This window comes from Sporosarcina sp. P7, from assembly GCF_002743425.1.
Classification (GTDB): Bacteria; Bacillota; Bacilli; order Bacillales_A; family Planococcaceae; genus Sporosarcina.
Map to the genome: position 1 here is coordinate 49,229 of NZ_PDZF01000003.1, position 25,600 is coordinate 74,828.

A 25,600-nucleotide genomic window follows, 5' to 3' on the forward strand; every position below is an offset into this window, starting at 1 on the left:
TCTTTCCGAAAAAAGCGACATACTATAGTATGGCGCTTCAAATTACTTCTTTATAGTTTTTAGTCCAAATCAATGAAAATTCCTTTAATAACCGGTATATTTTCATCGTTTTTCCCTACATACGTACCGTAAACGGAAACTTCAGAGCCTTCCAAAATATCCATACGTTCTCCAAGTCGAATATCTTTCACATATACGATTTCATCCGAGGATTCATCAGCGTTGCTTTGCACAGTTAATGTTCCTTCGATAACAGCCGTCACAATTCCAAGAAACTTTACTTTGGAATTGACAGGTACTTGGTCATCAGCAAACGCAATGTATTTATGCTCTATTGTATCTGCTTTTAGCCCTTTTTCTACTTCGTCGCCTGCTTGTTCTTTCGGTACTGTCTCTTCGACTGGTTCTGTTGATTCAATCGGATCTTTCGGTTCCTCATTGCTACAAGCTGCTAGTACAGCAGTAGTTATCATTATTGCGAATAGCTTTTTCAAGTAAATCGCCTCCAATAGTAATCATAAGGAACTTTTGAAAAAAAGAAAACCTTTGTCTTTGATTGTAGTCAGAAAAAGGATAGCGGGAATAGACTACATCAAAATGGTAAATACAGTGGAAAGGATGGGGGAGTGAACAAGCTATTCACGAAATCTTCCTTGGCGTTGGTAATGTTAGTAGGGATTTGGGGTGTCAGTTGGCCAATTTACAAACTATCTATTGTGTATGCACCACCACTAGTATTCTCGGGAATGCGTGCATTGCTTGGCGGTTGTTTGATTGCATTGCTAATTATAAAACTACGTGACAGGTTGCAATGGCGTCAACATTGGCGGAAGTATTGTATATCGGCTCTTTTCAATACCGTCCTGTTTTTTGGATTACATACAATTGGACTGCACTATTTGCCGGGCGGGTTATTCTCTGTACTTGTATATTTCCAGCCTGTTCTTCTTGGTCTATTTGCCTGGATGTGGTTGGGTGAAAGTATGACGGCAATTAAAGTAACCGGCCTGTTGATTGGATTCATCGGAATAGTTGTAGTTAGTGTTGAACATTTCAGTAACCAGATTTCGTTGCTCGGCGTGATACTAGGTGTATTGACCGCTTTCTTTTGGGCAATTGGAGTTGCCTATGTGAAAAAAGTAAGTGAGGAAATTGATGCGTACTGGATGGTGGCGATGCAATTTACTATAGGGGGTGTCGTACTGCTAATAGTCAGTGCCGCTACAGAGAGCTGGTCTGCAATAGAGTGGCATCCTATGTATATTTTCGGACTCGGATTCGGTGCAACGATGGGTATCCCGGTGGCGTACATTATTTATTATTCACTCATTCGTGCGGGAGAGGCAAGTAAGGTGGCTGTTTTTACCTTTTTAGTTCCCGTAATTTCTGTGTTGATCAGTACAGTATTTGTCAGAGAGCCAATGACGCATACGTTGTGGGTAGGCTTGTTGCTTGTCGTTGTCAGTATCTGCTTCGTCAATTACCGCAAGAAGGTTCCTGTTACACTGATGGATATAAGTAAAAAAGGATAATGAATAGATTTGATACTATTTTCAGCCATTCGATATATTACTATAATAAATGGCTATCTAACTGTACCCGTACCGTTTAATTCCAAAACTGTACATTGGTTTTTGGGTTGCTATAATACGTGTACAATTACTTATTTTATTAGGAGTAGAAACTTATGAATATAAAATTAATGTGGCGTCAATTCTATCAATCGGAAGCGGCCAGAATGGTATTTATTGCAATCGTGACAGCCCTTACCGGTGAATTGAAAGTGATGCCGTTTGACGGAGAAATATTTCGTTTTGCGCTTGGCGGTATTTTATTCTTTTTACTGATTCTGATCTATCCACCTGTTTCTATTTTGCGTACGGGATTTGTTACGGCAGTTACCGTAGTTGTATTTCGCGTAACGAAAGAGCTATGGCTGGGTGCTGCTTTACTTGAAAGTTTACAGATGCATGTACCGGTCTTTTTGTTTTACTTTATCATCGCGGTCGGCTGGCACTTTGTTGGACTTGAAAAGTATAAATCTTTCCCACTTCGACTGGGTGCGTTGGCCTTCTTATTTGAAGTAATTAGCAACACGTCTGAGCATGCACTGCGTAACTGGTGGCTGCATAGTTCACTACTTAATAGTAAAGAATGGGGAATACTCGTAGGCGTCGCGTTATTACGTAGTTTCTTCACAGTGGGGTTATATAGTTCCGTGGCATTATCAAAAGAGAAGCAGCGTGTAGAAGAGATGCTCGGAGTAGGTTCGGAACTATATGCGGAAGCGTTGTATTTGCAAAAGTCCATGAATCATATAGAACAAATCACCGCGTCAAGTCATGACTTATACCGCAAGCTCAAAAAAGAGAATCAAAAGGAGCTTAGCAGCCAGGCGTTACACATCGCGCAGGAGATCCACGAAGTGAAAAAAGATTCCCAGCGTATTTTAGCAGGATTGTCAAAGTGGACAACTCGGCAACAGATAGAGGCATTTTACTTATCTGATTTACTCGACATGGTCGTCACTGCGAATGAAAAATATAGTGAAATGATTGGTAAGGAATGTGTATTGGAAACTACAATTCACGAGGACTTCCAAACGGGTCAGCACGTACCTTTACTTGCCGTGTTAAACAATTTGACAGCGAATGCGGTAGAAGCGATTGAAGAGAAAGGCCATATATTCATTACAATTGACAATGATGAGGAATGGGTGTGTTTTAGTGTACGCGATACAGGAAAAGGGATTCCTATTGAGCATGAAGACGTAATTTTTGAACCGGGTTATACAACGAAATTTACGGATCAAGGAACGGCAGCAACAGGTATCGGGTTATCGCATGTTTCCACTATTATTGACGCGATGCAAGGTACGATTGTTGTAGAACGTTTAGATAAAGGTCTGATCGTAACTGTGAAAATCCCTATGAAATCCATCATGAAGGAGATAGAGACATGAGATATTTTATCGTAGATGATGACAAAGCAAGCCGTGTGATGCTGAAAAACATCTTGACTGAGGCGGAAGGGATGGTAATTGGAGAGGCGGATAGCGGAGTAAAAGCTATTCCTCAAATCTTATCCTTGGCTCCAGACGTTGTATTGATTGATTTATTAATGCCGGAACTTGACGGAATTGAAACGATTCAACAATTGAAAACAGAAGGCTACAGCGGCCAATTCATTATGTTGAGCCAAGTCGTCAATAAAGAAATGGTTGGAGAAGCTTATCAAGTCGGGGTAGAGTTCTTCATACATAAACCTATCAATCAAATAGAAGTCCAAAGTATAGTGCGACGTACAGCAGAACAGCTCCGCCTGAAAAACTCCTTACTAACGATTCGGGAATCATTGGCGCAATTCGCTTCCGTCGAGCAGCCAAAAGTACAGCAACCGGTAAAAGATATTGTACTGAAAAAGTTACACGATATGGGAATCTACAGTGACAGCGCGAGCCGCGACATCATAGCGATCATGGAAGTCTTGACTGAACAACGAGCTATTCAGCTACCGCCTTTAAAAGGATTATATGAAGATGCCCTAACTAAACTAGGTGTACCTGATCAAGACATCCAAAAGGAAAGTAAGGCAATGGAACAAAGAATTCGTCGGGCGATCCTTACTGCAATGGAACACTTAGCATCACTTGGCGCAGTGGATTATACAATCGATGAATTTGAATACTATGCACCGCGATTTTTTGATTTCCAAGAGATTAGTCTGCGAATGAAACAGATTCAAGAAGAAACTTTCGATAATAAGCCCATCAAAGTGAACAGTAAGAAGTTTTTGCATGTTTTATATATGGAGACGGTAGATAAACGAAAATAGTTTTTGTAGGATGCCGTAGAATTATGTAGGACCCCCGTAAGATATGAATAAGTTACTGAAAGAAAGCGTTTTCAGTGAACATTAAAGGGGGATTATCGATGAGAAAGATATTTAAATTGTCTTTAGCTTACCAAATATTGATTGGATTGGTTTTAGGTATTGCAGTCGGTGCAATCTTCTACGGTAATCCTAGCGTAGAAAGATATTTACAACCAATCGGTACGATGTTCATCAATATGATTAAAATGATCGTAGTACCTATTATTATTTCAACGTTGGTAATTGGAGTAGCAGGTACAGGTGATATTAAGAAATTAGGAAAACTTGGCGGTAAAACGCTTTTATATTTTGAAATTGTTACAACGATTGCGATTATTGTTGGTCTAATGTCAGCTAATATTTTCAAACCGGGTGAGGGCATTGATATGTCTTCTCTTGAAAAAGGTGACATTTCGCAATATGTTCAAACAACGGAAGAAGTGCAGAATGGCGGCTTCATGGATGTGTTGGTTGGCATCGTACCAAGTAATATCGTAGACTCGATGGCGAATGGTGATATGTTGCCAATCATTTTCTTCTCTGTATTATTTGGATTAGGCGTAGCGGCAATCGGAGAGCGCGGCAAACCGGTACTGGATGTTTTCCAAGGGGTCGCAGACGCGATGTTCTGGGTAACGAATATGATTATGAAATTTGCACCATTTGGTGTATTCGCGTTAATTGGTGTAACCGTATCCAAATTCGGTTTGGAATCACTCATTCCGATGGGTAAATTAATGGTTCTTGTATATGCAACGATGATATTCTTCATCGTCGTCGTGTTAGGTGGAATCGCGAAGATAGTCGGCGTGAACATTTTCCACCTCATGAAAATCCTAAAGGACGAGTTAATTCTAGCGTTTTCTACGTCCAGTTCGGAAACCGTGTTACCGAAAGTGATGGAGAAAATGCAAAAGTTCGGTTGTCCAAAAGATATCGTATCTTTCGTGGTGCCGACCGGCTATTCGTTTAATCTAGACGGATCTACACTTTATCAGGCATTGGCTGCAATGTTTATTGCACAAATGTATGGAATTCAGTTGAGTATTACGGAACAAATCACATTGGTTTTGGTGTTAATGATTACGTCTAAAGGAATTGCGGGCGTACCTGGCGTTTCTTTCGTCGTGTTACTTGCAACGCTTGGAACAGTAGGCATTCCGCTTGAAGGATTGGCGTTCATCGCGGGTATCGACCGTTTGCTAGATATGGCACGTACAGTAGTTAACGTAGTCGGAAACGCACTTGCAACAGTTGTATTGTCGAAGTGGGAAGGTCGCTTTGGCGAAGAAGCTGAGAAGGTAGAACGCGAACCACAATTTGTCTTTGCAGAAGAGAAATTAGTTTAATCGAAGGCTGTCCTCGTGAGTGAGGGCAGTTTTTTTGTGGTATTGATGATGTCGGACAAGCATTATGACGGCATTCAATTGTAGGAATGCTTGATTTGTTATATGATTAACAGTATGGAATAACAAGAGTGCGGTTTTTACTAAGGAGGAAATGAAGTAATGAGCAATCAGCAAAATGATTTTACGAAATGGTATATCGACACAATCCAGAAAGCGGATTTAATGGATTATACACCAGTGCGCGGATGTATCGCGTTTAAACCGGACGGCTATGAAATCTGGGAGCATATTCAAGATGAAATGAATCGTCGTTTTAAAGAAACGGGTCACCGTAATGCATATTTTCCCATGCTAATTCCGGAGTCGTTTTTTGAAAAAGAAAAAGATCATATCGAAGGATTTTCTCCAGAATTGCCCTGGGTAACAGAAGCCGCGGGCGAGAAATTGGAAGAACGTTTAGCGCTACGTCCGACGTCTGAAACGATGATTGGTCATTTGTATTCCGACTGGATCAAGAGCTATCGTGATCTTCCTGTATTGATCAACCAGTGGGCAAACGTATTCCGCTGGGAGAAAAAGACGTTACCATTCATTCGGACATCAGAATTTTTATGGCAAGAAGGACATACTGCACACGTAGATGAAGAAGAAGCGCGCCATGAGACGATGCAAATGTTGGAAATCTACAAAGAAGTTGTAGAAGACCTACTTGCAATTCCTGTATATGACGGTCAGAAAACACCATCGGAGCGTTTTGCGGGTGCTATTGATACATTCTCGATTGAAGCGATGATGAAAGATGGTAAAGCAGTACAAGCCGGAACCTCACATTACCTCGGAACAAAGTTTGCGGAAGCATTTGATATCAAATACTTAACAAAAGAAAATAAGCATCAGTTCGTGCATACGACATCGTGGGGGACATCCACACGCTTGATCGGTTCTGTTATCATGGTACATGGTGACGAGCAAGGTCTTGTATTACCTCCGCGCATTGCACCGACACAAGTCGTGCTGATCCCAGTGGGTCCTTGGAAGAAGAATCCTGCCATCATGGAAAAGCTGGACGAAATCTACGCTGAATTGAAATCTAAAGGCATTCGTGTTCGTTTAGACGATTCTGATCAGTCTCCAGGTTTCAAGTTTAATGAGTATGAATTAAAAGGTGTTCCAGTACGTCTAGAACTAGGACCACGTGATCTTGATAACAATCAAGCATTAATGAAAGCGCGTGACGGCGGCGAGAAAGTAGCAGTTGACCTGACTGAAGCTGTAGCGAGCATCGAGCAAGAACTACAGACGATGCAGAAGCGATTGCTTGAAAATGCTCGTACGTTCCGTGACGAACATTCCCATACGAACATCGATACGCTGGATGAGTTGCAGAAGCATATTGAAGATAGTGCGACAAACGAAGTAACTCCAGGCTGGATCCTTGCAGGCTGGTGTGGAGATGACGCATGTGAAGAACATGTCAAAGATGAAACAAAGTTTACAACACGTAATATTCCATTCAACCCACCGGCAGAGAAATCCACATGTATTAATTGTGGAAATGAGTCGAAGCATACGGTTTGGTTTGCAAGAGCTTACTAATAAAGAAATTAAAAGCTGTCCCACGAAGTTTTGTGGGACAGCTTTTTTAGTGATTTAAAGTACAAATACTGTAGAGAGTGAAGTGGTGTTGTGTTGGGGATTGAAGCTCCAGTTGGCGGACGCTTTCCCATGGACCCGCGGTGAGCCAACCAGTTCGCTGCGCTCTCTTTTGGTTGTCTCACCTGATTGGGCTGATCCATCGGTAGGCGCCACCAACTTCCGCTTCCATTCTACATTGATAGTGCGGGTACTTGGATCACTCACTGTAAGTAGTATGAGAATTATTTTTTTGCCTTAACTTATTTAGATTCAAGTACTGAAGTTCAAAAGCTATTACAGCATTTACTTTAATGCACAACCAAAAGTATCAATCACTCATATTGTAAGGGATTGGCGCGTAGAAGGGCTTTTGCGAGTTAAAGCGAAACGTTAGGAGCACATCTTCGCACTCAATCCCCACCTCAATACAATAGCCAGCCTTTTTTGATATTAGTCGTCCAGCTTTAACCCTTTCAAAGCATCTGCAAATGGATTATTGACAGGCTCATCATCATTGTTTTTCTTTAAATACTTCTGCACATCGCGCTTGTTGACCTTACCTTTTGAATTCTTCTCACGTCGCGCTTTGAACGTAGAAAGTTTTTCACGATAACCACACTTACATGTAAAGATCTGCCCGTCGCCTTCGCCTCGTAGCTCCATTTTCTTTTTACATTGTGGACATCGTGCGTTCGTGACACGGGAGACGTTTTTACGGTGACCACACTCACGATCCTGACAAACGAGCATCTTGCCGTGCTTGCCATTTACTTCAAGCATCGGCTTGCCGCAGTCTGGACATGTTTTCGTAGAAATATTATCGTGCTTAAACTTCGCTTCGCTCGCTTTAATCTCTGAAACAATTTCCTTCGTATAGTCCTTCATTTCATTAATGAAATCTTCTTTTTTCAGCTGACCTTTTGCAATCTTCTCTAGTTTCAATTCCCACTCCGCTGTCAGCAAAGGAGATTTCAATTCATCCGGTACTAATTCGAGCAACTGTTTTCCTTTGTTCGTGACGTGGATGTCTTTTCCGCGTTTTTCGATCAGGAATGAGTTAAAGAGCTTATCGATAATATCAGCACGCGTTGCCACGGTTCCTAGTCCGCCTGTGGATTTCAATGTATCAGCAAGTTTCTTATCCTGTGTACCTATATATTTCGTTGGATTTTCCATTGCAGATAATAATGTAGCTTCATTGAATCGGGCAGGGGGCTTCGTTTGTCCAGAAGTTTCTTTGATAAGTTTGATGTCTAGCTTATCGCCTGCTACGAGCTTAGGTAATAATTGTTCTTTTGTGTCCTGTTCAGTTTCTTCTTCATCGAATTGGTTATTATAAACTTCTTTCCAACCAGCGGCCAAAATGGTTTTTCCGCGTGCTGTGAATCGTTCGTCTGCAATTTTTGCATGAACCGTTAGTTGTTCGTATTCATGTGCTGGGAACAGAACGGCTAAGAATCGCTTAACAACCAGATCATAGATTTTCCGTTCGCGATCGGACAATTTGTCGAGTAATACGATTTCTTCTGTCGGAATGATTGCGTGGTGATCGGATACTTTGCTATCGTCAACAAAGGACTTACTCGTCTTCAGCGGTTTCTTCAATATTTTATTCGCAAGTGCACGATATTCGCCTATACCGACAGTTTTCAAGCGCTCGGGAAGTGTTGCAACGAGATCGCTTGAAAGGAAGCGAGAGTCGGTGCGTGGATAGGTAAGTATTTTATGTTGTTCATATAATTTCTGCATGATGTTTAGTGTATCTTTTGCCGAGTAGCCAAACATTTTGTTGGCATCACGCTGTAATTCAGTTAAATCGTATAGACCTGGTGAGAATGTCTTTTTCGCTTTCTTCTCGACATTTTCAATTACAGCTTGTTTGCCATCCACTTTTTGGACGATGGCAGATAGTTTATCACGGTCAAATGATCGGGTATCGCCTGTTTTTGCATCCTGCCATGTCAGTTTTAATTTAGAGTCAGACTGTGCTTCGATGCCGTAAAAAGTTTTAGGACGGAAGGTGTTAATTTCCTCTTCACGCTGTGCAATAATTGCAACGACAGGCGTCTGCACACGTCCGCAATTCAGTTGTGCGTTGAATTTGGTTGTCAGTGCGCGCGTGGCATTGAGACCGATATACCAATCAGCTTCAGAGCGGGCGACTGCAGCTTCAAATAAATTTTCATAAGCTGTACCAGGTTTTAACTGAGCGAAACCATCTTTAATTGCTTTGTCCGTTACGGATGAAATCCATAGACGTTTAATCGGCTTCTTAACTTTCGCTTTTTCAATAATCCAACGTGCGACTAATTCTCCTTCACGTCCAGCATCTGTCCCGATAATGATATCTGAAACGTCCGTGCGAAGTAGTTGTGCTTTTACGGCATTGTATTGTCTGCTCGTTTGTTTGATGACGGTAAGTTTCAAGTCCTTGGGCATCATCGGTAGATCATCTAGTTTCCACGTCTTGAATTTCGTATCATAATTTTCTGGATCAGCGAGTGTCACCAAGTGTCCAAGAGCCCATGTCACGATATATTTATCGCCTTCTAAATAGCCGTTACCTTTTTTATTGCAGTTCAGCACGCGGGCAATATCCCTCGCCACGGAAGGCTTTTCCGCGAGTACTACACTTTTTTTCATATAATGAACTCCTTTTTTATACATGTCGAAAAACTCCTCCAATAGATAAGGTTTATGGCCTTACGCTAAATGAAGAAGTTACTTACTAAAAAGTGTAAACCAGACCGCTACTTTCGTCAATTAAGGCGGAGTGACAATACAAGACTGAACGCAGGATTATTTTGTATACTGTAAGTAACACTATAGAAACGAGGGATTTCAATGTCAGAACTAAGAGATCGTTTAATGGCCGATATAAGGACAGCAATGAAGGAAAAAGACACAATGAAGAAAGGTGTCATCAATTTATTGAGAGCAGGTCTACAGAATGAATCACTAGATCTAAAGCGTGAACTGACGATTGAAGAAGAAATCAAAATCGTTCAGCGTGAGCTCAAGCAAACCAAACAATCGCTTGAAGAAGGTCAAAAAGCCAATCGCGAAGACATCGTGGAAGCAGAAAAAGCGAAGATCGCGATTGTCGAATCTTATTTGCCGAAGCAGATGAATGTGGAAGAAGTAAAAGAATTGATAGCATCATTAGGCATTCCAACCGATGCATCAATGGGGCAGACAATCGGCGTTGTAATGAAGGAAGTTGCTGGTCGTGCAGAAGGAAAGACTGTTTCGCAGGCAGTAAAAGAGTATTTGCAGAATTGAATTACCAATCGGGAACTGGGCGACAAGTCGTGTACTTGTCATCCAGTTCTTTTATTTTTCAAACGAAGCCCGTAATACGTAAACTACATCGTATTCTTTTAATTCGTCCAAGTAGCCTTCTTTTTGTTCATAAAAATCGTTAGATAACGTACTAGTCGGTGAACCTTCTGTCGTAGATGTGTAGATGATACCGGCCAACAACATGTTGTCCGAAAGAAGTAAACCTTCTTGTGGATTGGTATTAAATAGAGTCGCCATGTCATCCATACTCTTAAGTTCATCTTGATTACTCACACTCGCAGAGCCTTTAGCGTCACTAACACTTGCGGAGAATAATAATTCTTTCTCGAGAGTTTGTGTGACCGTCAAAACGATACTACCCTTCGTCGACTCACCAGGCAGTGGAGTAGATAATTCGCTGATCGGTTCCGCAACCTTCTTACCTTTTTTGTACTTCTCTACCCACAAAGTTACCTTTTTGTAGTTTTGATCTGCTGTATAATCAAAGACAAATGAAGTATTAGCAGCTGTTTCAAGTATTTGTTTTTCACGATCCGTAAGTTCAGGCATCGTCAATTTATTCGTATCGGTTGCTGCACAGGCACTTAGAAATAATATGCAACTTAAGAGAGCTATACTCATCCATTTTTTCATCGCATATGCCTCCTTATCTATATATTTTATTATAACATTTTCCAGTATTGTCTGAAGCCATTGGGCACTCCGAATATGTAAAAGCAACCCATCTATTTTTAATAAATACATACTAGTTAACTAAAAAGGTGAGATGAATTGTTGCGGGTGTCAGGTGGCCGTAGTAATATGACGGGTTAGGTAGAGAAGTTCATACGCGACGGGCGTGCACGCGTTATGATGGGGTCAACAACCTACATGTTGCGTGGATGGATTAATTAAATAAACTAAAAATAGTCACCAGCATATTTCTGCCAGCGACTGTTTTTAGTTTTATAGATGCCTTGGTAAGTAGGAGAGGGCTGTTCCGTTTCGCTCATTAAACCGAATAAGCGATCATAATGTTCGATTAACCGCTCTAAGGCGGTGTCCAAGCGCTCTATCAGCGTACACACGCGCTCTATCATACGCCGTATGCGCTCATACCTGCCCTGTAACCGCTCAATACGTACAACGGTCATACCTTCCGAACTACTCCAACAAACCTTGTTCTTTCAAAAATGCCTCTGCTACTGTTTTCGCACTAGCACCTTCCGCGTTCACTTGATAATTCATTTCACGCATCTCATCGTCCGTCACGATTCCGGCTAGGCTATTTAACGCTTCCTCAAGTTCGGGATATTTATTTAATGTCTCTTTGCGAAGCAATGGCGCGCCTTGATACGGAGGGAACAGTTCTTTGTCGTCTTCTAGAACTGACAAATCATATTCGCGTAGCTCACTATCCGTCGAATAGGCATCCATCAAGTTGATTTCGCCTGCCTCTATAGCCTGATAGCGCAGCTTCGGTTCCATCGTTTGGATGGAAGGGAACGTAATGCCATACAGCTTTTGTATACCCAGGTATCCATCTTCACGGTCATTAAATTCAAGAGTAAAGCCCGCTTTTACGGCTTGTTCAACTGCGGCTAGATCAGAAATTGTTTTAAGTCCGTACTCTTCTTGGAATGCTTTGGAGACAGCGAGTGTATACGTATTATTGAAGGACATCGGTGTCAGGAATGTCATATTAAATTGTTCGTCTAGTCCTTTTCGCGCTTGCTCATACACTTCGTCCCGGTCATTGCTGACGGCTTCTTCCTTCAAAAACTCGGATATAGCCGTACCTGTAAACTCCGGGTACAAATCGATGCTTCCAGATTTCAGTGCATTGAAGACGAATGACGTTTTACCGAGCCCCGGTTTTAATTCCACGGAGAGATCCGTTTGGTCTTCAATCAATAGTTTATACATATTAATAAGAATTTCAGGTTCTGCGCCAAGCTTGGCCCCAATGACTAATTCGTGTTTGGAGTTACCGCCTATGAATGGAGCTGCTATCATCAAGACTGCTACAATAACGAAAATGACAAATGCGGTAATAGCTTTCCTAAACGAAAGCCCTTCGAATATCTTTAGTAGGTAATCGAAGAATAGTGCTAGTAACGCTGCAGGTATAGCGCCTAGGACAATTAATGATGGATTATTACGATCAATACCAAGCAATATCAAATTACCTAGACCACCTGCGCCAATCAAAGCCGCTAATGTTGCAGTTCCGACGATCAATACCATCGAAGTGCGGATACCTGCCATGATGATCGGCATTGCGAGCGGTAATTCAACTTTCATCAGCCTCTTTCGGGTATTCATTCCCATCGCAGTCGCTGCTTCTTTAAGTGAAGGATCTACTTCTTTAATGCCCGTGTATGTATTACGTAAAATGGGCAACAACGCATAGACGACTAACGCTATAATTGCGGGTATTTTCCCTATACCGAATAAGGGAATCAATAGACCAAGTAGTGCAAGGGAAGGAATCGTCTGCAATACAGCACTTGCACCGATGACAGATTCCGCCATTTTTCGCCGATTTGTCAAATAGATGCCAAGTGGAACAGCAATCAGTACCGCAATTAATAAGGAGATTAATGAGATTTGAATATGTTCGATCAGAGCTTCCAGTAATTGAGCGCGCCGACTTTGAAGAACATCTAGAAAACTATTCATGAGATATTCCTCCTTTCAGTGACTGCTCCGCTAGAAAATGTAGGATTCCTTTTCGGGTAACCATACCAATAACTTGTCCATCTTGTTTAATCGCAACTTGATCATCAGAAGCCAAGAACTGCAAGAGTGGCCCCCATTCAGAATCAATTGGAATTGCAAAAGCGAGCGATAGATCTGTCGGGATCTCTTCTATATGATCCGCAATGGAAAATGTGCGGGCTACGGCTGATGCTGTAAATTCGCGCACGAATGGTGACGCAGGTTTGGTGAGGATTTCTTGCGGTGTTGCAACTTGCTCAATCTTGCCCTCATTCATGATACAGACACGATCACCTAATTTAAATGCTTCTTGTAAATCATGCGTGACGAATACGATGGTCTTTTGGATTCTATTTTGCAAATCTAGCAGATCATCCTGCAGTTTCAAACGGCTAATTGGATCTAGTGCGCTGAATGGTTCATCCATCAATAGAATATCTGGGTCTGCCGCCAGTGCACGTACGACACCTACTCGCTGTTGCTGACCGCCTGATAATTCATCCGGTTTACGCTTTCGGTACACTTTGGGATCTAGCCCGACCATTTCAAGTAGTTCCGTTACACGTGCGCGGATGTCTTTCTTTTTCCACCCGACCAGTTCGGGAACAATTGCAATGTTTTCTTCAATTGTCATATGGGGAAATAAGGCGATTTGTTGTAAAACATAGCCGATTTGCCAACGGAGCTCATGGATTGGATAGTCACTGATTCGCTTGCCATCGAGCCAAATCGTACCTTTTGTAAGTGGGATCAGTCGATTGATCATCTTAAGCGTTGTGGTCTTCCCGCAACCACTGGGTCCGACCAGTACAAGAAACTCCCCGCGCTGAATCTCTAAATTCACCGATTCCACGACTAAGCGTGACATATCATAACTCTTTGAAACATCTTCAAAACGAATCATCGAAATCCCTCCCTTTTTATTATGATTTTCACATAGTGTCAGAAAAATAGGAAGTTATATACCTTTAAAAAGAATAAAGCATTGTAATATGCCGTTCATTCTCCGTTCATCTTCGTAAGATAAGATGTGAGTATAAAGAATAACACGGAGGCGTTCATATGAAAATTGCATGGAAAGAAATGAAGAAAAGCAAAGCCAAGTTTCTGATTCTCGGATCTATTATATTTCTTGTCAGCTTCTTGACGTTTATTATTTCAGGACTAGCAAATGGATTATCTCAGGACAATGCTGCGCTAATAAAAGATTTACCCGACGGACAATTTTATCTAAGTAAAGATGCAGACAGTACCTATAATCTCTCAAAAATAGACGAAGAGATTCAAAAGCAAATACTTATGGACAATCCTAATGCAACCGCATTTTCGGTTCAGATGGGATTTGTCAACGATGCGGAAGATAAGCAGCATAGTGTAGCATTCGTTGCTTCTACTGAGTCCGGGCTATTTGAAAATGTCAAAGACGGGGAAATCGTTCTGGATAGCTCTTTGAAAGAAAACGGTATTGAAGTAGGTGACGTCTTAACTAACAATCAATTTAGTGGAGAATTCATTGTAAAAGGATTTGTTGACCAGCAGAAATACAGTCACGCACCGGTTGCATTCATTGGAATGACGAACTACCAAGAAATCTATCGTGTGATGGAAATGCAGACGATTTTCATTCCAGGTGAAGAAGCACCAACACTGAGTGCACTGGATTCTTTCTCGAATAAAGAGTTTTTAAATGCTATTCCGAGCTACAGTGCAGAGCAGATGTCATTGAATATGATTGTCTGGTTCCTAGTCATCATCAGTGGTATGTTGTTTGCGATTTTCTTCTATATGATGAATGTTCAGAAGATCGGATTGTACGGCATATTGAAAGCGATTGGTATGAGGACAATTTCGTTATTCAAGATGATTTGGTATCAGATGTTAGTCATTACCGCTATTTCACTCGCATTGTCCATTACGCTCAGCCAAGCATTCAGTTTTGTTGCCCCAGAAGGCATGCCGTTCCACTTAACAATGGATACAGTATGGATGCTGTCAGCAGTATTTATGGCGGTCGGTTTTATTGGTGCTACAATTTCAGGAATCCAAGTGAAAAATATTGAACCGCTTCAAGCGATTCAACAAGGAGAGATGTAATATGTCTGCCTTTACTATTGAGAAAGTGAAAAAGACGTTTTCCAATGGAGAAATTGAAGAAGAAATATTAAAAGGTGTGAATTTGTCGTTGAAAGAAGGGGAAATTACCGCGTTGATTGGCCCTTCTGGCTCTGGAAAATCAACAATCTTGACAATTGCAGCAGGTTTGCAAAGAGCATCTTGCGGTGAGATTTTATTTGAAGGTAGTGACATGACGAAGATGAGTCAGGAAGAGGTTCGTCATGTTCGTGCAACAGACTTCGGATTTGTTTTTCAGTCTTCCCACTTGGTTCCTTTTTTGACGGTGGAAGAGCAACTGCAGTTGATGCTTGACGTAGCAGAAACGAAAACGAGTAAAAAGGAACAGGCCAAAGCAATAGATGAGATGTTAAAGTTAGTTGAAATGCAGCACCGCAAAGATGCTTATCCTTCTTCTTTATCAGGAGGAGAGCGTCAACGTGTGGCGATTGCTCGTGCGCTCATCCATCATCCGAAAATATTGTTTGCAGACGAACCCACTGCAAGTCTTGATACGAAGCGCTCAAAAGGTGTGATGGAATTATTGCGGGAACTAACACGTACATTACATTTAACGACATTGATGGTGACGCATGACGAAGAAATGCTATCGTATGTTGATCGGGTTATTACGATGCGTGATGGTTATATAGTAGAATAAGCAGTCGACGGCATCTTGCCGTCGGCTGTTTACTTTTTGTCATAAAGTATTTAGGCTTTAGAATTACTTACACCATAAATTTTAAGGTTAACTGACATAAGGATATCAGTCATTAATTGAATAGACTGATAAAGGGATGTGTGGTAGGTTAAATATGGAATATATAAGATGGTGAAAAAGGAGGAGTGGACATGAAAAGAGCAACGGGACTAGCCCTAGGCTTTATTGTCGTAGTTTGTTTGGTTATCATAGCATTTATGGGCAACCAAATGCGTGTTAACAAAGACCAGGCAACAGAAGTTTCTGAAGTAGAAGCACCGACAGAAGAGATTGCTGGGATTCAACACAACCCGCCTTCAATGGATGACGTTCCAGAGGGAAAAGAAGGGGAAGCAATCAAACGCGGCTTCGATTTATTCGATGATACGTCTAACGTATTACGTTCTGAGGCAGCTACGGTAGAAGACGGTCTTGCACGAGTGAATGAATTATCTTGTACAAGTTGTCACGCAGGTGCAGGAACTGACGAAGGCGTTTCATCCATGGTCGGAATGTCTGCAGTTTATCCGATGTACATCGGACGATCAGGTCAAATGGTTACACTAGAAGAACGTATTAACGGTTGTATGGTAAGAAGTATGGACGGACAAAAATTTGCTGCCGATGATGAGGACCTAGATGCAATGGTCGCATACATGACGTATATCTCCGAAGGTATTCCAGTAGGCGCTGAATTAGATTGGCGCAACAAGAACACTCTGGATGACTTACCGACACCGAACGTAGAAAACGGTGAAAAAGTGTATCAGCAATCTTGTATCGCATGTCACGGTGAGAACGGTGAAGGGATTGGTTCTAACACGGGTCCTAAACTTTGGGGTGAAGGATCATTTAACGATGGAGCAGGAATGGCACGTATGACTAAAATGGCGGGATACATTCAGAACAACATGCCTGTTGGTCAAGAAGACACAATTACTGATCAAGAAGCTAGTGACTTGGCGGCGTACATCCTTTCAAAAGATCGTCCTGAATGGAAAAATCATGACAAAGACTGGCCGGATGGTGGTCGCCCGAACGATATAATAACGAAAGAACGTCGTGATCAAATCAAAGATGGAACTATCAACTGGGATGAAGTATTAGCGAAGCCAGAAAAGAAATAAGCTGTTCAACACGTCTGTTGCATATAGTGGCAGACGGTTTTTTCTGTGGTAAACTAGTGGCATAAAGAAGAGAAAAGGGGAGAATGACTGTGAAATCACCATTTACATTTACACATACAAAGCCAGTGAAGTCAGAAGAAAAACAACCTGCGCTATTTTTACTTCATGGAATGGGGAGTCATGAAGATGATCTACCACAATTAGTTCAAGAATTTAAAGAAACACATCATATTTTCAGTTTGAGGGGTCCTGTCGTTCATGCGCCAGGCTATGCATTTTTCACAATTGAAGAAGAAGGAAAGCCGGTCCGTGAAGTATTTGATAAAGTGCTCGTCTACATCCAATCATTTATTCGTGAAGCCATCCAAGAGTATGATCTAGATCCTGAGCGTTTGACGGTCATCGGTTTCAGTCAGGGAGCCGCCCTTGCACAGGCGCTGGGTGTAACGTTGATACCTTCACTCCATGGAGTGGCGGCACTTAGTGGATACGTACCTGATTTCGTCAAGAGTGAATACGCAATACAGTCCGTGGAAAATCAACACGTATTCATTTCCCATGGTGACTATGACTATATAATTCCATCCCAATCTGGAGTGGAAAGCAAGGAATACTTTGAATCACTCGGCGCGGATGTTACGTTCAAAACATATAATGATGGACATGGCGTAACGTCAGAGAATCAACAAGACTTGGTGACGTTTATTCGGTCACTATAAGGGGTTGACCCATTGAACATCAAACCGTTTTAAGCAATTATGCAACTACCGTTCCCCGTCACTTCATTGCGTAGAGTGGATGGGTCGGAATATGAAACAAACGAGACTTCACTAAATTAGTGGGGTCTCGTTTGATATATCATTTACTTGTATTTTACTAATGAAGAGAGTGACCAGTTGACCGAAAATGAAGCGTGTACGTCTCGGACGCCGATCAATTTTACGTTTACTCGGCTCGTCTTAACCGCAATTTCCTATTCATCGCAAACCGTTGCAACATAGCCGGCCACGTCATCCCGAACAAAACGAGGAAAATGCCAAGAAACTGCAATAACGTTAATCTTTCGCCGAGCAACAACATCGAAGCTATAATCGCTACGGGCAACTCAACAGCGCTTAAAATAGAAGACATGCCTGCGCCGACTTTCGGTACTCCGATAGAAAATAAGAAGATGGGAAGAACAATGCCAAATACACCTAAAATGGTGCCATAAATCCACAATCCATCACCTAACATCCCGTTCCATAAAATTTCGGGAGATTGGAAAAAAGTGATTGCGATCGCTGCATAAAACGACATTAAGAACAACCGCGTCACTACATCCATACCTGGTACTGGCTGCTGATTCGCTGTAACGAACGCTGCGAAACTAAACGCTGCAGCAAGTCCCCATGCCCATCCTTGCCATGGAATCCCGCTTACATCCACGTCAATCAATCCTGCAGCTAAAATCGTTCCACCGAATAGAAAGACAAGCGATACCCCTTCGGATTGTTTAGGCAAACGCTTGGATAATACACATTCATAGAGCATGCCGATCCATGTAAATTGAAAGAGTAATACGACTGCTAAGGAAGCAGGCATATATTCAACGGCTTTCCCATACACCGTTCCAGTAATTGCTGTGAATAATCCCGCAATTAGAACGGGGAAGCTTCCACGGATTGTCGGTAAGCCGCGTTTAACTAGAATAAATATAATAAGAGCTAAAAGAAATCCTGTATAATATTGGCTCGTCACTGCCTCTGAAGCGGTGAAGCCATCTTGAATAGCTAATTTGATAATCGTTGATAAAATCCCATAACATGCAGCCCCAAATACAACGAGCAACGGATACATCCACAGTTTCATCGGTACAACCTCCATTTCCATCGGATCATAGTATATCATGAAAATGGTTTTTCAAACTGCGCAATACTAACCGTATTTCCCGGGAAATAGCGACAATAACTGCAAATAAACGGGGAAAAGCTGTACAGTGGAATTTTCACTGTACAGCTTTTATCGGTAGATCAGTGGGGAGCGCCGTAGTCATTCGACAAGCTGCCACCACTAAAACGGGGGGAGTGGTTGATTTTTTCTTTCATAAGCGCTTTTCGCTGATCGGGTAGAGAGATGGAATCGACTGTTTGCATATCTTCATGCAAATCGAACAAACTAACGGTGTTAGTCTGCAGATTTTCAGGATGTGTCTGAATTAGACGATACGTGTTCGGATGATATTTGGGGCTTGGATTTTTCGTTGACGTCACGTCTAATCGCCTCCTATTATGCTTGACGAACCATTTTTAGAAGCATATGCGCCAAAGAGTGTTGCTCTTCTTTAGAGCCTGAATCCCAAAGTTCTTGTAATAAATATTGCTCACGGTTTCGAGGTTCTTCATGACGTGACAAATAATCGGCAATAAATGTTGTAGTTTTCGCCAATTGTTCATCATTCATTCCAAGGATTTCACCTTTTTTTACCTTATCAGCGAGATACCCTTTAAAATGATTGAAGTTCTGCAAAATCTGATCTTTCTTTTCATTACCCATGTTTGAAACTTCAGACTCCAACTTATTTTTCATATCCACCAATCAACCACTCCTTTTCATTGTGATACAACTAGCTTGCACAGGAAGTAATGATTTATGCATGTGAAGATATAGGTAATGTATTTTGAATTATGTGTGAAAAAAGGCTTCAGTGGGTAGGAGTATAGCATAGTGAAAGGGAGGTGCAATAATGGCTAATAAACAATACGCGGGTACATTTCATTCTGTGGATAATGTTCTTTATAAAATAACTGAACTTGAGGCAAAAGGTTTTAAAAAACATCATATGTGTGTAGTTTCCAATGTGCGGGATGATCTAAAAGTTTTGGAAAGTGATTCTGAAATAGAGATAATCGGTATCCAGGAAGGGTCGCTCTGGGATCATACGCGCCGTTTATTCAACAGTAAAGATGAAATGTTGACGATTTTCATTAAAATGGGTTTTACGAAACTAGAATCCAAAACATTTTATAATGATTTAAAAGAAGGCGGCATGGCTTTGTTTGTCGATCAACTAACAGACGAAGAACGAGCCCAATCTGTAGATCCTCATGACAGTGCTCGACAGCAAACAGAAAGCGGTGAAAATCTGGATAGTGATCCGAATGAAGGAGTGGGGAACCCGATTCCAAACAGCCCGAGATTAGGTACTGATTAGTTGTAAAAAAGAAGAGGCTGGGACAAAAGGTTTTCAGCAACCAAAAAAGCCGAACTATTATTAGAAATGCTAACATGGCATTCTAAAATAGTTCGGTTTTTTGTATTTAGATAATAAAAACGTATTTATCATTCGGTTTTGGACAAAGCTAAATTAGTTATGTCCCAGCCTCTTCTTTTTTATATTCGTACTACACGTATTACTTGCTAGGGTGTGCTTCATCATCACTGAAGTGTTCTTTCGCTTCACCGATTTTTTCTTGTGCGGTACCTTTTGCCTTATCCCATTTACCTTCAGCCTGCATTTTAGTGTTATTTGTTAAATCGCCTACAGTGTCTTTTACACTGCCTTTGACTTTGTTGCCAATACCTTTTAATTTATCTTCTGTACCGTGATCTTTGTTACTCATATTATCTCCTCCATTTCGTCTGTTAGTATATAAATACCCACTTTCAAAAAGAGAAAACATCTGAAGTATTGTTGGAACGGTTACAGCATGATTGTGCCTGCCACATTCTACTGACCGATTATTTCATAACCTCATTTCACAAGATACCAGTTATTCAAAGTATGAGTTACGGATGACTTTTGGATGAACAGTCGGAATGGGGGCATGATATTGCACGATATATTGTGACTAAACAAGTGAAAAGCCGGAAACCTTTAGAGGCTCCGGCTTTTCGGGTGTTTACAAATGTCTGGCATTACGGAGTACTGTTCATTCCAGAAAGGTTACTAATTTGCTCCATAAGCTTTTCCCGTGACTGCTTATTTCGCATGAGGTAAAGTGCACCAAGTCCGACAGCTGTCATCGCCATTTTGTTCATTTGTCTAACACCTCCAAATGGTAGGATGGCTCTTTATAGAAAGAATATACAATGGATTTCAACTTGTCTCCTACAATTTCCTGTTAAACTTTTAGTGTAGTGATATAATTTCATTATTCACATTTAATGGACTGGAAGTGTCATCATGAATTTACAAGCTAAATCAACGATTCGCGAGCTTCGATTTTGGCGTATTGTCATCGGGCTAGGCATTGCTTCAGTGCTTATTTTTGCCGCGATGTATGCTATACAGCCTTTGCTACCTATTTTAACAAAGCAATTCAATGTCTCCGTGTCTACTGCCAGTTTGGCCATGTCTGTTAATACAATAGGTCTAATTTTCGGTTTGGTGATTCTTGGGTTTTACTCTGACCGGCTAGGTAGATCAATTTTTGTGAAAATCTCAGTTTTGGTAACAGCACTTTTATTTATTCCTATGTTTTTAACGCATTCTTTTACGGTGATCCTCGTATTGCGTTTTATACAGGGCTTTGGGATGGCGGGTGTATTGGCTGCAGCTCTAGCCTATATCAATGAAGAGATTAATGAGCGGGTAGTGAGCGTGGCGACTGCTCTGTATATTTCATTCAACGGCACTGGCGGGATGCTTGGTCGTTTTGTAACGGGGTATTTGGCAGAACGCTGGTCTTGGGAACTGTCCCTTCAACTTCTAACGGGCGCAGGTGTATTGGTATTTATCTTCTTACTATTCACGTTACCTAAATCCAATTACTTCGAACCGAGTGTGGCGTCGATAAAGAAAGACATGGAAGGTTTCGGCGTACATTTAAAGAATCCGGCCTTGCTAATGGTCTTTGGGCTTGGTATTGTACTCCAGCTGAGCTTTACCGGCATGTGGACGTTTCTACCTTTTCATTTGACTACTTCACCATTTTCGATGACGCTTGATGAAGTTTCCTATATCTACTTCGCTTATGCATTTGGAATTATCGGTGCACCGCTGGCTGGCTCGATTGCCAGTAAGGTAGGTATGAATCCTGTTCGTTTAATAGGCGTACTATTACTGGCAGTCGGTTGTCTTCTAACAGTTCCAACTATATTGCCACTGATTATTATTGGTTATTGCGTGATCTGTCTTGGCTTTTTCTCTGCCCATTCTTTAACTGCTGCATCTGTCAGTAAAGAAGCAACGCATCATAAGGGGAGTGCATCAAGCCTGTATCTCGTTTCTTATTATATTGGTATGGCGGCGGGAAGTACGCTAGTAACACCGCTTTGGCAGTTTGCAGGGTGGACGGGTCTCGCTGTGTTTTCAGCTGTTGTGCCAGTTGTCTATGTACTGTTGATCCGACTACGACGTAGCGTGTTAAAAGCGTAGTACATAATAAACCAGCTGCCTGGAATGATACCCGGCAGCTGGTTTGTTTTAGTTTTTAAATATTTCTGGAATAGTCTGTAAGTCGATACCCCATAATAATGGAAGCAAGAAGTAAATACAAAGCGTCACGAGCACAACTCCGACTATATTGAGCACGAATCCGGCTTTCGCCATATCAGGAATCCGTAGATAACCCGATCCGAAAACGACCGCGTTCGGTGGGGTGGCAACCGGTAGCATAAACGCACAAGATGCTGCTACACCCGCTGCAATCATTAATGCATACGGATGGAAATTTAGTGCCAATGCCAACGAAGCCATGATTGGATACATCATAGAAGCTGTTGCTGTATTCGATGTGATTTCCGTCAAGAAAATGACCAATGTGGTGACAATCAAAATAATGACAATGAGAGGAACACCTTTCAACCCAATCAGTTGAGTACCGATCCATTCTGACAGACCACTACTGACAAAGCCAGCTGCAATAGCTAGTCCGCCACCAAAGAGAAGTAAGATACCCCAAGGTAATTTCACTGCTGTGTTCCAATCTAGCAAGTGATCACCTTTTTTATTTACAGACGGGATGATAAACAAAATCATCGCAAAAGCAATAGCAATGACACCGTCACTTAAGCCGTCAATGAATTTCGATAGGAAGAACGAGCGTGTAATCCATGAGAAAGCAGCAAGCGCGAAGACGATGAAGACCATAATCTCTTCAATTGAAGGTCGTCCAAGCAACTTCTTTTCGTTATCAATGACTTCACGTCCGCCAGGTAATGTTTTGACTGGTGATTTGTAGACGATCTTCACTAAGTACCACCACGTCAATAAGATAAATACCCAAGCAAACGGTACACCGAACAACATCCATTTACCAAATGATAACTCGATGCCGTAAATTTTATTGATAGCGCCGGCAAGCAATGTATTCGGAGGCGTACCGATCAATGTCGCAATCCCGCCTAGTGAAGCTGAGTAAGCAATACCAAGCATCAAGGCTTTACCGAATCCAAAGTTTTCTTTTGATGTATCGATAGAGGGGTCGTCCTTTAATGCAATCGTTACTTGTGTAATGATCGCCAAACCAATTGGCACCATCATCATGGCTGTGGCAGTGTTAGAAATCCACATAGAAAGAAATCCGGTAGCTACCATGAAACCGAGAACGATTTTGTCCATGTTTGTTCCGATAGCAGAAATAATAGTCAGTGCAATTCGTCGATGCAAATTCCACTTCTCAAGCGCGAGTGCGATCATAAATCCACCCATAAATAAGAAAATCGTTTCATCTCCATAGGAAGATGCAGTGTCTTTCATTTCCAATCCGCCTGTCATGGGAAACAATATGAGTGGTAGCAAGGAAGCGACCGGAATGGGAATAGCTTCCGTAATCCACCAAACCGCAATCCATACCGTACTAGCTAAAATAGCGACGCCGGCTGCGGATAAATCTGCAGGTTTGAAGAACAGTAAAATAAGGGAAAAGAGTAATGGACCAAGCACCAATCCAATGAGCTGTGTAGCTGAATAACTGCGGGAGTCTCTACCTCCCCCTTCATGATTTACGCCAATCTTCTTTCCGCCTTGTCCGCCTCTCACCATTTCAGAGGAGTCAGGCGCAGTGAAAAAACGGAAGACATCTTTCGCTTGATCATGTAACGACCAAAGACGATTCCAAGTCTGTTGTAACATTAAGATCCCTTCATTTCTACGTTGTATTTCTTGAAGAGTAGCAATCTTCCAAGACACCACCATTTTACCTATTAAATACAACTTGAACAAGAGGAATTAAGACTTTTTCGTATAATTAGACAAATATTGTTGCAAAACAGTGTTTAAATCAAGAATTATTATATAGCAAGCGACAAAAAGAATTTTTCGACACAGTTCGTTCAACCGCGTATACTAGAACTAACTATGTAAATTAAAATAGAAGGGAAGTGAGCATTTGACGAAAAAGGCGTGGTTCCAGGCAGGTGTGGGTATATTGCTAGCATTGTTGATCACGAAATTCTTTTTAGAAGTAAATTATATCTTTAGACCGGTGGGTATCATTGTACAAACGATTATCATGCCATTAATTTTCGGTGGCCTGCTCTATTACATAACGGTACCTATCCAACACTATTTGGAAAAGAAAAAAATGCCGAGATGGGGAAGCATCATTACGATTATGCTCATACTCGTAGCCGTTTTATGGATTTTAGTCGCAATTATTGGACCGATGGTGACGAAACAAGTAAATAATTTGGTAGACAATGGGCCAGCTCTCACACATCAGCTCGAGCAACTGAAAGATAAAGCGATTAATCAAAAGGAAAACTTACCAGAAGGGTTGCAGGACTCCTTAAATTCAGCAATCGAATCCGTCCAAACTTTTGCGGTAACATTCGGCAAATGGTTCGTACAATTTGTACAATCATTCGTTCAAGCAGTAGTATTACTGTTACTTGTACCGTTCTTCTTTTTATTTATGTTGAAGGATCATGAAAAACTAGCTCCGAGAGTGTACAATCTATTTTCGGGGAAGCGGCGCATATGGGTAAAGAAGACATTGGAAGATATTGATCAGGTCTTACGTTCTTATATTCAAGGACAATTATTAATTAGTGCTATTTTGGCAGTGCTTATTTTGATTGGGTATTCAATCATCGGATTGGAGTATGCCTTGTTACTGGCAATTCTCGCGTTATTCATGAATATCATTCCGTTTATTGGACCGTGGATTGCGGTGGCTCCAGCCTTAATCATTGCGTATTTACAGGAACCCAAATTAGTCATTTGGGTCGGAGTTGTTACGTTAGTCGCGCAACAAATCGATAGTAACCTGATTACGCCGAACGTGATGGGGAAATCACTTGATATCCATCCACTGACGATCATTACGGTATTATTAGTAGCGGGAAGTCTTGCAGGGTTCCTTGGTATTTTGGTAGCTGTACCTGCTTATGCTGTTGGTAAAGTAATTGTGCAGAACATCTATGAAATGCGACGAGAAATTAGTGAAGCCGCCACGAAGAATGTCTAGTGGTAGTACTAACCTCTTGGTCTTTGAACTGAGAGGTTTTTTGGATGGATAAATAAAGTAAAACCGCACATCCTAACAAAAATGAAAGGGTGTTAACGGATGTTGACGGAGTTTCCAGTTATTCATACCAATGTATGGGACGCGATATGGGGTGTACCAGTTGTTTTGGTCGTAGTACTGTTCATTAAGTGGCTTTTTAAATTGTCGCCTGCCTGGCTTTCAACAGTAGCCACAGTAGTTGCGCTTGCTATGTCAATATTCATTAGCCATCCAAAGAATTTGTCTGCCGGAATTTTCATGGGCTTTTTTTATAGCGGTGCGGCAATGGGTATTATTTATTCGACTAAACAATCTTTTCATGCATATCGTAAACGTTAAAAGCAGGCCTTCGCGTAGTGAGCGAAAGCC

Annotated in this window: 25 protein-coding genes; 14 read left to right on the forward strand and 11 right to left on the reverse strand. The window is 41.5% G+C overall.

What is annotated here, in order from left to right; translation table 11 throughout:
• Positions 1-59: 59 nt before the first annotated feature.
• On the reverse strand, positions 60-494 hold the full coding sequence (locus tag CSV60_RS04465) for a hypothetical protein (protein WP_099636100.1): 435 nt from the start codon (positions 492-494) through the stop codon (positions 60-62).
• A 132-nt stretch (positions 495-626) separates the two neighbouring features.
• Between CSV60_RS04465 and CSV60_RS04470 the strand changes: the two genes are divergently transcribed.
• From CSV60_RS04470 to proS, 5 genes are all read left to right on the forward strand, one after another.
• Positions 627-1,532: a DMT family transporter gene (locus tag CSV60_RS04470; RefSeq protein ID WP_099636101.1), complete on the forward strand. Its 906-nt coding sequence runs from the start codon at positions 627-629 to the stop codon at positions 1,530-1,532.
• Positions 1,533-1,687: 155 nt separating this feature from the next.
• A complete protein-coding gene (locus tag CSV60_RS04475) occupies positions 1,688-2,962 on the forward strand; it encodes a sensor histidine kinase (protein WP_099636102.1) in 1,275 nt (424 codons plus the stop codon).
• On the forward strand, positions 2,959-3,834 hold the full coding sequence (locus tag CSV60_RS04480) for a response regulator (protein ID WP_099632019.1): 876 nt from the start codon (positions 2,959-2,961) through the stop codon (positions 3,832-3,834). The genes CSV60_RS04475 and CSV60_RS04480 overlap by 4 nt, the downstream gene beginning before the upstream one ends.
• 98 nt (positions 3,835-3,932) lie before the next feature.
• Complete coding sequence (locus CSV60_RS04485) at positions 3,933-5,222, forward strand: cation:dicarboxylate symporter family transporter (protein WP_099636103.1); 1,290 nt, start codon at positions 3,933-3,935, stop codon at positions 5,220-5,222.
• 159 nt (positions 5,223-5,381) lie between these two features.
• Positions 5,382-6,818, forward strand: coding sequence for a proline--tRNA ligase (proS, locus tag CSV60_RS04490; protein WP_099636104.1), 1,437 nt, complete (start codon positions 5,382-5,384; stop codon positions 6,816-6,818).
• 489 nt (positions 6,819-7,307) lie between these two features.
• Here the strand turns inward: proS and CSV60_RS04495 are convergent, their stop codons facing one another.
• A complete protein-coding gene (locus CSV60_RS04495; protein WP_099636231.1) occupies positions 7,308-9,500 on the reverse strand; it encodes a DNA topoisomerase III in 2,193 nt (730 codons plus the stop codon).
• Positions 9,501-9,701: 201 nt separating this feature from the next.
• On the opposite strand from CSV60_RS04495, the gene CSV60_RS04500 reads away from it, so the two are divergent.
• Positions 9,702-10,139: a GatB/YqeY domain-containing protein gene (locus CSV60_RS04500; protein ID WP_099632016.1), complete on the forward strand. Its 438-nt coding sequence runs from the start codon at positions 9,702-9,704 to the stop codon at positions 10,137-10,139.
• Between the two features lie 51 nt (positions 10,140-10,190).
• On the opposite strand, the gene CSV60_RS04505 is transcribed toward CSV60_RS04500, so the two are convergent.
• From CSV60_RS04505 to CSV60_RS04515, 3 genes are all read right to left on the reverse strand, one after another.
• Entirely contained in the window at positions 10,191-10,793 is a 603-nt protein-coding gene (locus tag CSV60_RS04505; protein WP_099632015.1) for a hypothetical protein, read from the reverse strand.
• Positions 10,794-11,303: 510 nt separating this feature from the next.
• The gene (locus tag CSV60_RS04510; protein ID WP_099636105.1) at positions 11,304-12,821 is read right to left on the reverse strand and encodes an ABC transporter permease/substrate-binding protein; all 1,518 of its coding nucleotides are present in this window, start codon (positions 12,819-12,821) and stop codon (positions 11,304-11,306) included.
• Entirely contained in the window at positions 12,814-13,764 is a 951-nt protein-coding gene (locus tag CSV60_RS04515; protein WP_099632013.1) for an ABC transporter ATP-binding protein, read from the reverse strand. The genes CSV60_RS04510 and CSV60_RS04515 overlap by 8 nt, the downstream gene beginning before the upstream one ends.
• A gap of 158 nt (positions 13,765-13,922) precedes the next feature.
• On the opposite strand from CSV60_RS04515, the gene CSV60_RS04520 reads away from it, so the two are divergent.
• The 4 genes from CSV60_RS04520 to CSV60_RS04535 all read left to right on the forward strand — a co-directional run bounded on the left by CSV60_RS04520 (position 13,923) and on the right by CSV60_RS04535 (position 17,518).
• Positions 13,923-14,954 (forward strand): ABC transporter permease, encoded by a 1,032-nt coding sequence (locus tag CSV60_RS04520; RefSeq protein ID WP_099636106.1) that lies wholly within the window; start codon positions 13,923-13,925, stop codon positions 14,952-14,954.
• Position 14,955: 1 nt separating this feature from the next.
• Positions 14,956-15,633, forward strand: a complete 678-nt coding sequence (locus tag CSV60_RS04525) for an ABC transporter ATP-binding protein (RefSeq protein WP_099632011.1) — start codon at positions 14,956-14,958, stop codon at positions 15,631-15,633.
• Positions 15,634-15,824: 191 nt separating this feature from the next.
• On the forward strand, positions 15,825-16,799 hold the full coding sequence (locus CSV60_RS16195; RefSeq protein ID WP_099636107.1) for a c-type cytochrome: 975 nt from the start codon (positions 15,825-15,827) through the stop codon (positions 16,797-16,799).
• 89 nt (positions 16,800-16,888) lie between these two features.
• On the forward strand, positions 16,889-17,518 hold the full coding sequence (locus CSV60_RS04535) for an alpha/beta hydrolase (protein ID WP_099632009.1): 630 nt from the start codon (positions 16,889-16,891) through the stop codon (positions 17,516-17,518).
• A 226-nt stretch (positions 17,519-17,744) separates the two neighbouring features.
• Here the strand turns inward: CSV60_RS04535 and CSV60_RS04540 are convergent, their stop codons facing one another.
• From CSV60_RS04540 to CSV60_RS04550, 3 genes are all read right to left on the reverse strand, one after another.
• Positions 17,745-18,650: an EamA family transporter gene (locus tag CSV60_RS04540; protein WP_099632008.1), complete on the reverse strand. Its 906-nt coding sequence runs from the start codon at positions 18,648-18,650 to the stop codon at positions 17,745-17,747.
• A gap of 161 nt (positions 18,651-18,811) precedes the next feature.
• Complete coding sequence (locus CSV60_RS04545; protein ID WP_099632007.1) at positions 18,812-19,051, reverse strand: hypothetical protein; 240 nt, start codon at positions 19,049-19,051, stop codon at positions 18,812-18,814.
• Positions 19,052-19,067: 16 nt separating this feature from the next.
• Positions 19,068-19,367 (reverse strand): DUF3243 domain-containing protein, encoded by a 300-nt coding sequence (locus CSV60_RS04550; protein ID WP_099632064.1) that lies wholly within the window; start codon positions 19,365-19,367, stop codon positions 19,068-19,070.
• Between the two features lie 157 nt (positions 19,368-19,524).
• Between CSV60_RS04550 and CSV60_RS04555 the strand changes: the two genes are divergently transcribed.
• Complete coding sequence (locus CSV60_RS04555; RefSeq protein ID WP_099632006.1) at positions 19,525-19,992, forward strand: YflT domain-containing protein; 468 nt, start codon at positions 19,525-19,527, stop codon at positions 19,990-19,992.
• Between the two features lie 199 nt (positions 19,993-20,191).
• On the opposite strand, the gene CSV60_RS04560 is transcribed toward CSV60_RS04555, so the two are convergent.
• Both CSV60_RS04560 and CSV60_RS16105 read right to left on the reverse strand, forming a co-directional pair.
• The gene (locus CSV60_RS04560) at positions 20,192-20,401 is read right to left on the reverse strand and encodes a CsbD family protein (RefSeq protein ID WP_099632005.1); all 210 of its coding nucleotides are present in this window, start codon (positions 20,399-20,401) and stop codon (positions 20,192-20,194) included.
• A 295-nt stretch (positions 20,402-20,696) separates the two neighbouring features.
• Entirely contained in the window at positions 20,697-20,819 is a 123-nt protein-coding gene (locus CSV60_RS16105) for a hypothetical protein (RefSeq protein WP_255397303.1), read from the reverse strand.
• A gap of 145 nt (positions 20,820-20,964) precedes the next feature.
• Between CSV60_RS16105 and CSV60_RS04565 the strand changes: the two genes are divergently transcribed.
• A complete protein-coding gene (locus CSV60_RS04565) occupies positions 20,965-22,158 on the forward strand; it encodes an MFS transporter (RefSeq protein ID WP_099632004.1) in 1,194 nt (397 codons plus the stop codon).
• Positions 22,159-22,206: 48 nt separating this feature from the next.
• Here the strand turns inward: CSV60_RS04565 and CSV60_RS04570 are convergent, their stop codons facing one another.
• Positions 22,207-23,856 (reverse strand): SLC13 family permease, encoded by a 1,650-nt coding sequence (locus tag CSV60_RS04570; protein ID WP_099632003.1) that lies wholly within the window; start codon positions 23,854-23,856, stop codon positions 22,207-22,209.
• 256 nt (positions 23,857-24,112) lie between these two features.
• On the opposite strand from CSV60_RS04570, the gene CSV60_RS04575 reads away from it, so the two are divergent.
• Both CSV60_RS04575 and CSV60_RS04580 read left to right on the forward strand, forming a co-directional pair.
• Positions 24,113-25,192, forward strand: coding sequence for an AI-2E family transporter (locus CSV60_RS04575; protein ID WP_099632002.1), 1,080 nt, complete (start codon positions 24,113-24,115; stop codon positions 25,190-25,192).
• Between the two features lie 99 nt (positions 25,193-25,291).
• Positions 25,292-25,570 carry a hypothetical protein gene (locus CSV60_RS04580; protein WP_099632001.1) on the forward strand — a complete coding sequence of 93 codons (279 nt, stop codon included), beginning with the start codon at positions 25,292-25,294 and terminating at the stop codon, positions 25,568-25,570.
• Positions 25,571-25,600: the final 30 nt, after the last annotated feature.